11 protein-coding genes are annotated in these 12,570 nt (G+C 67.5%); 9 read left to right on the top strand and 2 right to left on the bottom strand.

What is annotated here, in order from left to right:
• Positions 1 to 19 precede the first annotated feature (19 nt).
• From flgK to KUV62_RS08365, 9 genes are all read left to right on the top strand, one after another.
• Positions 20 to 1,477, top strand: a complete 1,458-nt coding sequence (gene flgK / locus KUV62_RS08405) for a flagellar hook-associated protein FlgK (RefSeq protein WP_222603238.1) — start codon at positions 20 to 22, stop codon at positions 1,475 to 1,477.
• Positions 1,478 to 1,487: 10 nt separating this feature from the next.
• On the top strand, positions 1,488 to 2,492 hold the full coding sequence (locus KUV62_RS08400) for a flagellin (RefSeq protein ID WP_222603237.1): 1,005 nt from the start codon (positions 1,488 to 1,490) through the stop codon (positions 2,490 to 2,492).
• A 32-nt stretch (positions 2,493 to 2,524) separates the two neighbouring features.
• Positions 2,525 to 3,601, top strand: coding sequence for a flagellar basal body P-ring protein FlgI (locus KUV62_RS08395; protein WP_222603454.1), 1,077 nt, complete (start codon positions 2,525 to 2,527; stop codon positions 3,599 to 3,601).
• A gap of 100 nt (positions 3,602 to 3,701) precedes the next feature.
• On the top strand, positions 3,702 to 4,571 hold the full coding sequence (motA, locus tag KUV62_RS08390; RefSeq protein ID WP_222603236.1) for a flagellar motor stator protein MotA: 870 nt from the start codon (positions 3,702 to 3,704) through the stop codon (positions 4,569 to 4,571).
• Entirely contained in the window at positions 4,568 to 6,805 is a 2,238-nt protein-coding gene (locus KUV62_RS08385; RefSeq protein ID WP_261395480.1) for a hypothetical protein, read from the top strand. Before motA ends, KUV62_RS08385 begins: the two co-directional genes overlap by 4 nt.
• Before the next feature lie 142 nt (positions 6,806 to 6,947).
• A complete protein-coding gene (flhA, locus tag KUV62_RS08380; RefSeq protein WP_222603235.1) occupies positions 6,948 to 9,020 on the top strand; it encodes a flagellar biosynthesis protein FlhA in 2,073 nt (690 codons plus the stop codon).
• Positions 9,017 to 9,784: a flagellar biosynthetic protein FliR gene (locus KUV62_RS08375; RefSeq protein WP_410000842.1), complete on the top strand. Its 768-nt coding sequence runs from the start codon at positions 9,017 to 9,019 to the stop codon at positions 9,782 to 9,784. Before flhA ends, KUV62_RS08375 begins: the two co-directional genes overlap by 4 nt.
• Before the next feature lie 6 nt (positions 9,785 to 9,790).
• On the top strand, positions 9,791 to 10,882 hold the full coding sequence (locus KUV62_RS08370; protein ID WP_222603234.1) for a flagellar biosynthesis protein FlhB: 1,092 nt from the start codon (positions 9,791 to 9,793) through the stop codon (positions 10,880 to 10,882).
• A gap of 26 nt (positions 10,883 to 10,908) precedes the next feature.
• Complete coding sequence (locus KUV62_RS08365; RefSeq protein WP_315901566.1) at positions 10,909 to 11,307, top strand: hypothetical protein; 399 nt, start codon at positions 10,909 to 10,911, stop codon at positions 11,305 to 11,307.
• Positions 11,308 to 11,311: 4 nt separating this feature from the next.
• On the opposite strand, the gene KUV62_RS08360 is transcribed toward KUV62_RS08365, so the two are convergent.
• Positions 11,312 to 11,836 carry a flagellar basal body-associated FliL family protein gene (locus KUV62_RS08360; protein ID WP_222603232.1) on the bottom strand — a complete coding sequence of 175 codons (525 nt, stop codon included), beginning with the start codon at positions 11,834 to 11,836 and terminating at the stop codon, positions 11,312 to 11,314.
• Between the two features lie 8 nt (positions 11,837 to 11,844).
• Positions 11,845 to 12,570, bottom strand: a complete 726-nt coding sequence (flgH, locus tag KUV62_RS08355) for a flagellar basal body L-ring protein FlgH (protein ID WP_222603231.1) — start codon at positions 12,568 to 12,570, stop codon at positions 11,845 to 11,847.

The raw sequence follows: 12,570 nt of genomic DNA, 5'->3' as shown, positions 1-12,570 counted from the left end.
CCTGACAGGAGGGCGGAACATGTCACTGGGTTCAGCACTGTCCAACGCGCTGAGCGGGCTCACCGCCAACAGCCGCGCGGCGGGGTTGGTGGCGTCCAACATCGCCAACGCCACGACCGAGAGCTACGGGAGGCGCACGCTCGATCTGTCGTCACGCGCGCTTGGCAGCTCGGGCGGCGTCCTGGTCGACGGGGTGACCCGCAATGTCGATACCGCGGTGCTGGCCGACCGCCGCCTGTCGGACGCGCAATCCGGCTTCGCCGACGAGATGCAGAGCTTTGCCAGCCGCATCGAAACCCTGCTCGGCCCGACCGACACCGCCGGGTCCCTCGTCGGGCGCTACGCGGCGCTCGAAACCGCGCTGCTCTCCGCGGCCTCGGATCCGTCCTCGGATCAGCGCCTGATCCTCGTGGCACAGCGCGCGGAGGATTTTGTCACCCTGCTCAACGAGACCAGCGAGGAGATCCAGGCCGGACGCACCGATGCCGACAGGACGATCGCGGCGCAGGTCGATCGCCTCAACAGCGCGCTGACCCGGGTCTCCGAACTCAACATCGCCATCACCGACAGCCTGGTGCGCGACGGAGATCCCTCGTCTCTGATGGACCAGCGACAGCGCGTGATCGACGAGATCTCCGACATCGTGCCGCTGCGGAGCGTGTCGCGCGAGATGGGCGCGATCGCGCTCTACGCCGCCTCGGGAACGATCCTTCTCGACCCGGATTTTCACAGCGATCCGGCGCGGATCAGCTTCGCGCCCCAGGATCCGGTCACCGCCGCTATGAGGCTCGGGGGCGTGCTCTCCGGGCTCGAGATCAACGACAAGCCCATCAACAGCAGCAATGCCGGGCCGCTGGGGGGCGGCAGCCTCGGCGCCCAGTTCCAGATCCGGGATGTGGTCGGCCCGGAGATGCAGGCGGTGCTCGACGGCATCGCACGGGATCTGATCGAGCGGTTTGCCCCGGGCGGGCCCGATATCACGCTGGCGGCAACGGATCCCGGCCTCTTCACCGATGCCGGAACCGCGTTCGACCCGCTCGATGAGACCGGCATCGCCGGGCGCATCGCGCTCAATGCTCTGGTCGATCCCCTGGGAAGCGACACCTGGCGCCTGCGCGACGGGCTCGGCGCGGTCACTCAAGGTCCGGTGGGCGAGGCACGGCTGTTGCAGGGCTATTCCGGGGCCCTGGAGGATCTGGTCAGCCCGAGTTCCTCGGCGCTTGGCACCGGCGCGCAGAGCTTTGCCAAGCATGTCGCGGATTTCCACGCCGTCATCGCCGCCGCGCGTCTGCGGGCCGATGGTGAGCAGAGCTTCAGCAGCGCCCAGAACACCGCGCTCAAGGAGCTGGAGCTGTCGAAGGGCGTCGATACCGATGCCGAACTGCAGGAGCTGCTGCGGATCGAGCAGCACTACGCGGCCAATGCGCGGGTCATCTCCGTGGTCGACGATCTGTTGGAGAAATTGCTGGCTATCTGAGGAGGGGGTCATGGACACCGTTGGAGATCTCGCCAGGACCTTGGTCCTGCGAACCCACCAGACGCGGCTCAACCGCGATCTCGACCGGCTCGGCACCGAGATCGCCACCGGCTTCGTGCGCGATCCTGTCGCGCATCTCGGCGGCGACGTGTCGACGCTGGTCTCGATCGACCGGCGCCTCGCGCAGCTCGAGACATATCGCGTCAACACCACCGAAGCGGGGTTTCTCTCCGGCACCATGCAGACCACCCTCGACGAGATCCAGACCCGTTCCGAGCTTCTGTCGCAGGTGCTGCTCTCGGTTGAGCTGACCCCGAACGAGGAAATGCTGCGCACGTTCTCGACCGAGGCGGAGAACGCGCTGGGCAACATGCTCAATGGCCTGAACCGCTCGGTCGCCGGCCGCTTCCTGTTCTCCGGAACGGCGACGGACACCCCGGCGGTGGTCGACAGCGAAACGATGATCTCCGATTTGCAGACCGCCCTGGTCGGTGCCGTCGATGCGGCGGATGTCGAAGCGGCGCTCGACACCTGGTTCGACACGCTCGGCGGGGGCTTCGAGACGGATGGCTATCTCGGCTCGACGGTGTCGCTCGCGCCCCTCCAGCTCAGCGCGACCGAGAGCGCCGGTGTCGATATCCGCGCCGACGATCCGGTGTTTCGCGACGTGATGAAGGCAATGGCCAAGGCCGCGCTGGCGAGCGATTCCGCGCTGGGCCTCGCGGGCGATGTCAAGATCGAGCTGATCTCGAATGCCGCGCTCGATCTGCAGACGGCCGTGGCGAGCCTGGTCGAGCTGCGTGCCGGGCTCGGAACGCTGGAGCAACGCATCGAGGAGGTAACGGCGCGCAACTCCGCCGAGCGCACCGCCACGAGCATCGCACGTCTCGATCTGGTCGGCACCGATGAATTCGAAACGGCAACACGATACGAAAACACCCGCGTCCAGCTCGAAGCGCTCTACGCGATCACGGTGCGCTCTTCGCGCATGTCGCTGGTGGAGTTCCTGAGATGAGGCGGCGCGGTCTCTGCGCGCTTCTCTCGGCCATGCTTCTCTGCATTGCGCAGATCGCGCCGGCCCAGGCGGTCCGGATCAAGGACCTGGTGGAATTCGACGGTGTGCGGTCCAATGATCTCGTCGGCTACGGGCTGGTGGTCGGGCTCAACGGCACGGGCGATGGCCTTCGCAATGCGCCCTTCACCGAAGAGATCATGCAGAACATCCTCGAACGGCTCGGGGTGAACGTCACCGGAGAACAGTTTCGCCCGCGCAATGTTGCTGCGGTCTTCGTGACCGGGCGGCTGCCGCCCTTCGGACGGGCCGGGAGCCAGATCGATGTCACGGTTTCCGCTATTGGCGATGCCAGCAGCCTGCTTGGCGGGACCCTCATCATGACCCCGCTCAACGCGGCCGATGGCCAGATCTACGCCGTTGCGCAAGGCACGGTGATCGCCGGCGGGGTCGAGGCGGAGGGCGATGCCGCCCGCGTGGTCCAAGGGGTGCCGACCTCTGGGGTGATCCCGGCCGGTGCGCGGATCGAGCGCGAGGTGGAGTTTGCCTTCGGCGATCTTGCCACCCTGCGGCTGGCACTGCGCGAGCCGGATTTCACCACCGCGGCGCGCATCGAGGCGGCGATCAACCGTCGTGTCGGGCGGCGCGCTGCGGAAATGCTCGATGCCGGGACGGTCTCGGTCGACCTGCGCCAGACCGGGACAGGCTCTCCGGCGCAGGCGGTGGTCGCGATCGAAAACCTGCCGGTCGAGCCGGAGCGCCGGGCGCGGGTCGTCGTGGATCAGCGCTCCGGCACCATCGTGATGGGCGAGGATGTCCGGATTTCGCGTGTCGCCGTGTCGCAGGGGAACCTGACGCTGCGCATCGAGGAAACCCCGATCGCGGTGCAGCCCAACCCGTTTGCGGAGGGCGAAACCGTGGTCATCCCGCGCACCGGGGCCGATATCGTCGAAGAGCCGGGCATCGGGCTGGCCGAGGTTCCGGGTGGCACCTCGCTCTCGGAGGTGATCGCCGGACTGAACGCGCTCGGTGTCTCGCCGCGCGACATGATCGACATCCTCAAGAGCATCAAGGCTGCCGGGGCGCTGCACGCTGATTTCCTCGTGATGTAGCCCCGGGAATGGCCGGGGCTGAGGGTTTTGTTAACCGCCCCTGCGCTAGCAACGCGAAGACAGGCAGCAGAGGTGCGGGAAAGGTGAAGGAGTCGCCGCTATGATGGGAATCATCGGGATCGTCGTGATTTTCGGCATGGTCTTCGGCGGGTATCTCCTCGCTGGCGGCAAGATGTCGATCATCCTCAAATCGCTTCCGTTCGAGATGATGATGATCGGCGGGGCCGCGCTCGGGACCTTCCTGATCGGCAATGATGCGAGCGTGGTGAAGCACACGCTCAAGGATGTCGGCAAGGTCTTCAAGGGCGCGAAGTGGAAGCCGGGAGACTACAAGGAGCTGCTCTGCCTGCTGTTCGAGCTGATCCGGCTGGCGCGCCAGAGCCCGGTTGCCATCGAGGAACACGTTGAATCGCCCGGTGAATCGGCGATCTTCTCCAAGTATCCCAAGATCCAGGGGGACAAGATCGCCATCGAGCTGATCTGTGACACGATGCGCTCGATGTCTATGAACTACGACGATCCGCACCAGGTCGAGGAGGTGCTCGACAAGCGCATCGAGGCGCTCGAGCATCATCGCATGCATTCGAGCCACGCGCTGCAGGCGATGGCAGACGGTCTGCCGGCGCTCGGCATCGTCGCGGCGGTGCTCGGGGTCATCAAGACGATGGGGTCGATCGACCAGCCGCCCGAGGTGCTCGGCAAGCTGATCGGCGGCGCCCTGGTGGGGACGTTTCTTGGCGTGTTCCTGGCCTATGGGTTCGCCGGCCCCTTCGCGGTCAAGGTCAAGGCAGTGGTGGAAGAGGATCTGCATTTCTACCAGCTGATCCGCGAGGTCCTGGTGGCGAACCTCCACAACCACGCCACCAATATCTGCATCGAGGTCGGGCGCCAGAACACGCCGGCCCATTTCCGGCCGAGTTTTACCGATCTCGAGGAAGCGCTGAAATCCGTGAAGCAGGCAGCCGCATGATCCGCCTTGCTCTTCTCTGCTTCACGATTTGCCTCTGGGCCGGGGCGGGCCTCGCGCAGGAGATCCGGGTGCGCTCCGGCGAGCATGGATCGTTCACACGCCTGGCGTTGGACGTGCCGGTGGATACTGCGTGGAACGTGGTGCAGATGGCGCCGAACAGGGTCGAGCTGCGGCTCCGGGAGGGCGGGTTCCGGTTCGATGGCAGTACGGTCTTCAACCGGATCGACAGGGAGCGCATCACCGGGCTCGAGCCGCTTCCGGATGGCGCCGGGCTCGGGATCGAGCTGGCTTGCGCCTGTGTCGCAGAGGCTTTCCTGGCCGAGCCGGCGATGCTGGTGATCGACATTCGGCCAGGGGAGTTTGTGGCATCCGAGGCCGCTGTGGAGCCGGCGCCGCGCGTTGACGATGCGCCCCTGTCGGAGATCCGGGTCGGCGCCTTGCCGGGCATCGGCCCATCGCCAGAGCGCAACCCGCTCTTGCCAGGCTTCGTGCCGAAAGCGCGCCGGGCCGAGCCCGAGAGCGCGCCGCGCGAGCCGGGGGCCGGCATGGATCCAACCCTGCTCGAGCATACGCTCGCAGAGCAGCTCGCGATCGCCGCCACCGATGGGCTTCTCTCTCCCGGGCTCACCCCCGCACCGTCCGCTCCGCCAAGCGCGATGTCTTCCACGCCGGCGGAAGACGAAGAGCCCGGCGAAGGCGTTCCGGATCTCTCCGGGCATCGCGGGGCGATCGAGGCGGCGATCCTCGGGCGCTCGCCCTCCGACATGCAGGCGCGGGTCCGCGTCGGGGGGACAGGTTGCGTCCCGGATGCGGCGCTCGACCTTACTTCCTGGGGATCGGACGAGACCTTTGACAGCGAGATTCCTGTTCTGCGCCGAAGGCTCTACGGCGAATTCGACGCGTTGGACCCGGAGATCCTGCTCGAGCTCGTCCGGGCACATATCTATATCGGCTTCGGGGCCGAGGCGCGCGCCCTGCTCGAGCTTGATCAGGAGAGACGTGATCCGGTGCTCTTCGCGCTGGCCGGCATCGTCGATGGCGGCGCCGATCGCGCCGGGGTCTTCGCCGGCCAGACCGATTGTAAAGGTGCGGCGTCGCTCTGGGCGCTGGCCGGCGCGCCGTCCCTGCCGGAGGGCGCAATGATCGACGACAAGGCGGTGCGCCGCGCCTTCGAGGCCTTGCCGGAGACGCTGCGTGAGTTGCTCGGGCCGACACTGGCCACGCGGTTGGCAGAGGCGGGACACCGGGACGCGGCGCGCAATTTGCTTTCGCGGCTGGCGCGGTCTGGAGGTGCCCCGGACGAGGAGATGCGCTATAGCGAGGCGCAGATCGACAGGCTGGACGGGGCCGTCGACGAGGCGATGAATGCGCTGATGGATCTCTCGCACGGGGCCGGGCGCCACGCGCCGGATGCGGTCGTGGCCACGGTTGCGCTGGCAGCAGAGCAGGGCGCGGGGATCAACAAGCGGCTGACAGATCTGACCGGCGCCTATTCGACCGAGCTGCGCGCCACGGAACAGGGCCCCGATCTCTGGCTCGCCCATTTGCGCGCGTTGACGGCGAGCCGGCTCTTCGATCAGGCCGTCGCGACCCTGCGCGACGGCGCCGACTTTCCCGAGCATCAGCGGCGGCTGGCCGCGTCGGAGCTGATGTCGGCCCTCGCGGCGCAGGGATCCGACACCGGCTTCCTGCGACAGGCGGTCACGCGGAAACGGGATTATGACCGACTGGTTTCCGAAGACACGGCGCTTGCGGTGGCGCGCCGCCTTCTGGCGCTGGGTCTCCCCGACGAGGCGCTGAGCTGGGCGACCCTGCCGGTCATCGCCCGCGATCTTCGCGCGCGCCGGCTCCTCGAGTCGGAGATCCATCTCGTCCGCGCGGATCCGCAACAGGCCGAGATCGCCCTGATCGGGCTGCAGGGGGATGATGCGCTGGAGCTGCGCGCACGCGCGCGGGCAATGATGGGAGATTACACCTACGCGCAGACGGCCTTCGGGTCGCTTGGCGAGACCGGGGAAGCGCGGAGGGCCGCCTGGCTCGCGGGCGACTGGGACGCGGTCGAGGGCGAGGAGGATGCGCTTGCTGCGGCGGCGGCGCTCGTCGACTCCGGCCTGCCTGCCGAGAGCGGCGCGGTGCCGAGCCTCGCGCTGGCTGAAGCGCTGGCGACCTCCGGCGCCGAGACCCGCGACACGCTTCGCGCGCTGCTCGACCAGACCCGGATGGCGGAAGAGTGAGCATGGGCCGGCCCCTCGCCTCCCGCTGGCAGACCGCAGACCGGCGCGCCGGGGCCGCGCTCGCAAGGGCTCCCCACGACCGGGGTCGCCGCCGGCGAAACGGCGGCAGAGGCTCCGCTCCCGAGGCAGGGGCAAGCGCCTGATGCTGGGGGGGCTGGTCTTCAAACCGACGGTGCTGCTGGCGGTGGCGCTGATGGCCGTCATCGTGATGATGATCCTGCCCGTGCCGGCCTGGATCCTCGATGTCGGGCTTGCCGCCTCCTTCGGGCTGGCCATCCTGATCTTCAGGGTCACCCTGTTCATCGAGCGCCCGCTCGATTTCTCCGCCTTCCCGACCATCCTGCTCGCCTCGCTGATGCTGCGCCTGTCGCTCAATGTCAGCTCAACCAAGCTGATCATCGGCGAGGGCCACACCGGAACCTCGGCCGCTGGCGACGTGATCGAGGGCTTCGCCAATTTCGTCATGGGGGGCAGTGTTTTCCTGGGGCTGGTGGTGTTCGGCGTTCTGATGATCGTGAATTTCGCGGTCATCACCAAAGGCGCGGCGCGCATGGCCGAGGTCGGGGCGCGCTTCGCGCTCGACGGTATGCCGGGCAAGCAGCTCGCGATCGACAGCGACGTGTCCGCCGGGGCCATCGACCATGCCGAGGCCAAGGCGCGGCGCGAGCAGGAACAGCAGGAAACAACTTTCTTCGGCTCGCTCGACGGGGCCTCGAAATTCGTCAAGGGGGACGCGGTCGCCGGCCTGCTGATCACGCTGCTCAACCTCGTGATGGGCATGGTGATGGGGATCTTCGGCCATGGCATGCCGCTGGGCCGTGCCTTCGAGACCTATGCCATTCTGACGGTGGGAGACGGGCTGGTGTCGCAGATCCCGGCGGTGATCATTTCCATCGCCTCGGGCCTGCTGCTGGCTCGAGGCGGCGCCATCGGCGCGACCGACGTCGCGGTGGCGGCGCAGCTGGCGCGGCACCCGGCGGCGCTGGGCACGGTCGCTGTTCTGATGGCGCTGTTCGCGCTGGTGCCGGGTCTGCCCTTCCTGCCCTTCATCCTTGGCTCCGGCGTCCTGGGGGCGCTGGCCGTCCACATGGCACGGCGCCAGTCCGAGCCCGTGCCGAGCGCCGAGGCCGAGCCCGCCGAACCGCCGCGCGAGCGACCGATCGGGGATATCCTCGATGTCGACGAGATCCATGTCGAATTCGCGCCGGACCTGGTCAACATGGTGCTCGACCCCGGCACCGGGCTCGACGTGCGGATCGACAATATGAGGCGCCATATCGCGTCGGGCTTCGGGATCATCCTGCCGGAGATCCGCCTCACCGACGCCGCCGCGCTCGAGACCGGGATCTATGTCATCCGGATCCACGGGGTCGAGGTCGCGCGCGGCGAACTCAACCCGGATCTGGTGCTGGCGCTGATGCCCGATGACCACGCCAGCCTGCCCGCCGGACGCGATGTGACCGAGCCGGTCTACGGCGCCCCGGCGCGGTGGATCAAGCCCGAGCAACGTGATCGCGCGGCGCTCACCGGGGCCACCATCGTCACCCCGACGGAGGTGCTCGCCACGCATCTGCTCGAGGTCATCAAGCGGAATTTCGGCCGCCTGCTCACCCTCAAGGCGCTGCGCCGCCTGCTTGACGAGATGGTCAGCCTCAGCAACCCGGTGCGCGCCGAGGCCAATCGCCGGCTGCTCGACGAGCTGATCCCCGACAAGGTTCAGATCGACACGCTGCACCAGGTTCTGCGGCTGCTGCTCGAGGAACAGGTCAGCATTCGCAACCTGCCGCTGATCCTCGAGGCGATCTCGGAAATGCGCGGCCAGCAGGCGCGGGCGGAAGCGATCTGCGAACATGTCCGCCAGCGCCTCGGCTTCCAGCTCGTGGCGGGCATGCGCCGCAAGGACGGGACGATCCCGCTGATCCAGCTGGCCCCGGAATGGGAGGATACCTTCTCGACCTACCAGATCGAGGGCGCTGGCGGCGGGCTCGACATTGCCCTGCCGCCCGAGCTTTTCGAGAGCCTGACCAGCGGCGTCGCCGAAGAGGTCGGCGACGCCGGCAATCGCGGGATCTTCCCGGCCCTGGTGACAAGCGCTCGCCGGCGCCGCTTCCTGCGCACCATCCTGTCGGCCAAGGGCATCGCCAACCCGGTGCTGTCCTTCGAGGAGATCGGCATCGAGGCGCGGCCCTCCCTGGTCGGCGTGGTGCCGGCGTGAGCGCGGCTGCGGCGCTGATGCCGCTGCTGACGGAGTGGTGGTGGCTCGGGCTGATCGTCTTTCTGCGCATCGCCGCGATGATGGCGGTGCTGCCTGGGCTCGGAGAGCAGACCGTGCCGATGCGTCTGCGGCTGGCGCTTGGCCTGATGCTGACCCTGACCGTGATGCCGGCGATCGACACCGGGGCGGCGCTGCCCGCACTCGATCTCGCGGTGGTCGTGCGCGCGCTCCTGACCGAGAGCGTGATCGGGCTGATTCTCGGCCTCTGGCTTCGGCTCTTCATCCATGCGCTGCAGACCGCGGGCAGCATCGCCGCGCAGGCGACCTCGCTCGCGCAGCTGCTCGGCAACAGCGGCGCCGATCCGATGCCGGCCATCGGCCACGTGCTGAGCGTCGCCGCGCTGGCGCTGCTCATGGTCACCGGGTTTCACGTCAAGGTCGCGGCCTTTCTCATCCTGTCCTTCGATCTCTTCCCGCCGCTGATCTGGCCGGATCCGGGCCTGGTGGCGCAGGCCGGGCGCGCGCAGGTGGCCATGGCCTTCACCCTCGCCTTCACGCTTGCCGCGCCCTTCGTGATCCTCTCGGCGCTCTACAACCTCACGCTCGGCTTCATCAACAAGGCGATGCCCCAGCTCATGGTGGCCTTTGTCGGGGCGCCGGTGATCACCTTCGGCTCCATCGCGCTGCTTCTGGTTACCGCGCCCTTGATCCTCTCGGTCTGGCTTGGTGCGGTCGATCGCTTCCTCGCCGGCCAGATTCCGTAGGCGCAGATGGCAGACGACAGCTCCGCCGAGAAATCCCACGAGGCCTCGCCGCGCAAGCTTGAAGAGGCGCGGCGCAAGGGCGAGATTCCCCGCTCCCCCGACCTGCTGACTGCCGCGGCCTATATCGGCCTGCTGGCGACCGGGCTCACGTTGGGCGGGGCCTCGATCCTGCGGCTCGCCGATGTCATGCTGCCCTTCATCGAACGGCCCGAGCGCATCGCGCCGCTGTTCTTCGGCGGCATGGCAACCGCGCCCTCGGGGAGTATCATCGGCGCGGTTCTGAAACCGATCCTGCCGTGCCTGGCAGTGCCGGCGCTGACCGTTCTCTGCACCCTCTTTGCGACGCGCGGGCTCGTCTTCGCGCCCACAAAGCTGGCCTTCAAGGCAAGCCGCCTGTCGCCGATCGAGAATGCGCGCAACAAGTATGGCAGGCGCGGCCTGTTCGAGTTCGGAAAGAGTTTCGCAAAGCTCGTGCTCTACTCGGTGGTTCTCGGCGTGTTCCTGTCGAGCCGCTTCGATCTGATCTTGGGCGTGCTGCGCGGCGAGGCCACCGGGGCGGCCTCGCTGATGGCGGATCTGATGATCCAGCTGCTGGGCATCGCCGCGGTGGTGGCCCTGTGCCTCGGGGCGATCGATTACCTGTGGCAGCGGGCCGAGCATCTCCGCCGCAACCGGATGTCGCAGAAGGAGCTGCGGGACGAGTTCAAGGAGGCCGAGGGCGATCCGATGTTCAAGCAGCACCGCCGCGCCCGCGCCCAGGAAATCGCGATGACGCAGATGATGGCGGATGTGCCCGGCGCCGATGTGGTGATCGTCAATCCGACGCATTATGCCGTCGCCCTGAGCTGGAGCCGCAAGCCCGGCGAGGCGCCGGTTTGCGTGGCCAAGGGGGTCGATGAGATCGCCCGGCGGATCCGTGAGGTCGCGGAGGAGGCGGGGGTCCCGGTGCATTCCGATCCGGCGACCGCGCGGGCCCTGCACGCCACGACCCGCATCGGCGCGCAGATCGCGCCCGAGCATTACCGCCCGGTGGCCGCGGCCATTCGCTTTGCCGAGGACATGCGCGAGGCGATGCGCCGCCGCCGGGGCCAGCGGTGAGCGCGCCCCTCGACGAGCTTCGGCAGGTGACCGCGCTGCTGCGCGATCGGGCCTTCGAACGGCACCGCCGGGAATGCGACACCGAACAGAGCCTCGTGTCGGAGCTGGCACGGATCGATGCGTTGCGCGAGGCAGCTTTCGCTGCTGAGTCGAGCTTGGCGACACGGCGGCTGATCGGTGCCGATACGGTCTGGCAGGGGTGGTTGGCGCAGCGTCGGGGGGAGCTTAACCAGGCGTTGGCGCAATCCCGCGCGCGTCAGGCTCACAGCCTTTCCCGGGCACGGCTTGCGCTCGCCCGCGATGATGCGGCGCTGCAGCTGGCGCGGCGAGACGCTGCCACCGCGCGCCGCAAGACGTTGCACGATGAAGACCATCGGCTCGAGGCGCTGTGGCGGCTTTCGCTGGCGGGCCGGCGCTTCTGGTGAACGATCAGGAATCCTGCCGGGCGATCTCGGTGATCAGGACATCGAACACAGCCGATCCCATCACGTTGCGGGCGGCCTCCCAGAGTGCGCGGCGCAAGCGATCCATGCGATGCTGCTCGGTGAAATTGCCCTCGAACCCGCCGATATTGGCGTGATCGAATAGCACACGAAGGAAGACATCGCGCAGCTTCGGCTCCTGGGCAAAGACCATCTCGCTACTGCCGGCGGTGACCTCGAGGCTGAGCGAGAGCACGACCAGCGAGGCCACGCGGCCATCGCCGACGACAGGAACAACGAACTGATTGCTGAGCTTGACATATTCGTGAGCGTTTTCGGTGTCTTCACCGTCTGCATCGTCATGCGCATCGGTCTCGTGTCCGGGCTCTGCGGTGCCATGACCGTCATCATGCGCGGCGTCGGCCTCGTGGGCCGGCTCTTCGGTCGGCGGTGCCGGAGCGAGGAAGAGCCCTGCGCCGATGCCGGCGCCGGTGCCGATCAAGGCCAGGAGGATGGGAAGCAGTTTCTTCATTGCGGCCCTCAGAACGGCAGGATCATATCGAGCACCTGCTGACCGTAGCGCGGCTGTTGCATGTCGCTGATATGGCCGCGCCCGCCATAGGAGATCTTGGCGGAGGCGATCTTGTCATAGGTGATCTCGTTCTGGCGGCTGATGTCCTCCGGGCGGACGAAGCCCGAGACCAGCAATTCGCGCAGTTCGAAATTCACCCGCACTTCCTGTGCGCCCTCGATGGACAGAACGCCGTTCGGCATGACATCGGTGATGGTGGCTGCGACACGGAGGGCCAGCTCTTCGCTGCGCTGGACCTGTCCGTCCCCCCCGGAGGAGGACTGGCCGTTGAGATCGACCGCGTCGGCGAGATTTGCGCCTTCGGGAAGATCTTCGTCGATACGCTGCGGCAGACCCAGTAATTGCGGAATAGAGAGGCTTTCCGAGCCGGAGCGCGAGCGCGAGGTGCTGTTCGAGATGCTGGCCTGATCGTCGATCTCGATCACCACTGTCAGGATGTCGCCGCGTTTGACGGCGCGCCGGTCTCCGAGCAGTGAGCTTCTTTCCCGGCTCCAGAGCGAGGCTTGATCGGTCGGGCGTTTCGGCAGTGCGACGGTCGGCACGCCGGAATAGGCCATCGCCACTCTTTCGGGGCTCTGGTTCTGCGGGGTGAAGCTCGGGGCCTGGCCAAGGTGATACAGGCGCCCGCAGCCCGGCAGGCAAAGACAAAGAAGGACGAGTCCGCGCAGGATCAT

The sequence above is a fragment of the Salipiger bermudensis genome (assembly GCF_019801965.1).
GTDB lineage: Bacteria > Pseudomonadota > Alphaproteobacteria > Rhodobacterales > Rhodobacteraceae > Salipiger > Salipiger bermudensis_A.
This window is presented reverse-complemented; position numbering and strand designations above follow the sequence as displayed.

Coding starts and splice junctions, on each gene's coding strand:
- flhA (WP_222603235.1), top strand. CDS start 6,948: ATGCTGGGGGGGCTGGTCTTCAAACCGACGGTGCTGCTGGCGGTGGCG.
- motA (WP_222603236.1), top strand. CDS start 3,702: ATGATGGGAATCATCGGGATCGTCGTGATTTTCGGCATGGTCTTCGGC.
- KUV62_RS08360 (WP_222603232.1), bottom strand. CDS start 11,836: ATGAAGAAACTGCTTCCCATCCTCCTGGCCTTGATCGGCACCGGCGCC.
- KUV62_RS08370 (WP_222603234.1), top strand. CDS start 9,791: ATGGCAGACGACAGCTCCGCCGAGAAATCCCACGAGGCCTCGCCGCGC.
- KUV62_RS08400 (WP_222603237.1), top strand. CDS start 1,488: ATGGACACCGTTGGAGATCTCGCCAGGACCTTGGTCCTGCGAACCCAC.
- KUV62_RS08395 (WP_222603454.1), top strand. CDS start 2,525: ATGCTTCTCTGCATTGCGCAGATCGCGCCGGCCCAGGCGGTCCGGATC.
- flgH (WP_222603231.1), bottom strand. CDS start 12,570: ATGATCCTGCGCGGACTCGTCCTTCTTTGTCTTTGCCTGCCGGGCTGC.
- flgK (WP_222603238.1), top strand. CDS start 20: ATGTCACTGGGTTCAGCACTGTCCAACGCGCTGAGCGGGCTCACCGCC.
- KUV62_RS08385 (WP_261395480.1), top strand. CDS start 4,568: ATGATCCGCCTTGCTCTTCTCTGCTTCACGATTTGCCTCTGGGCCGGG.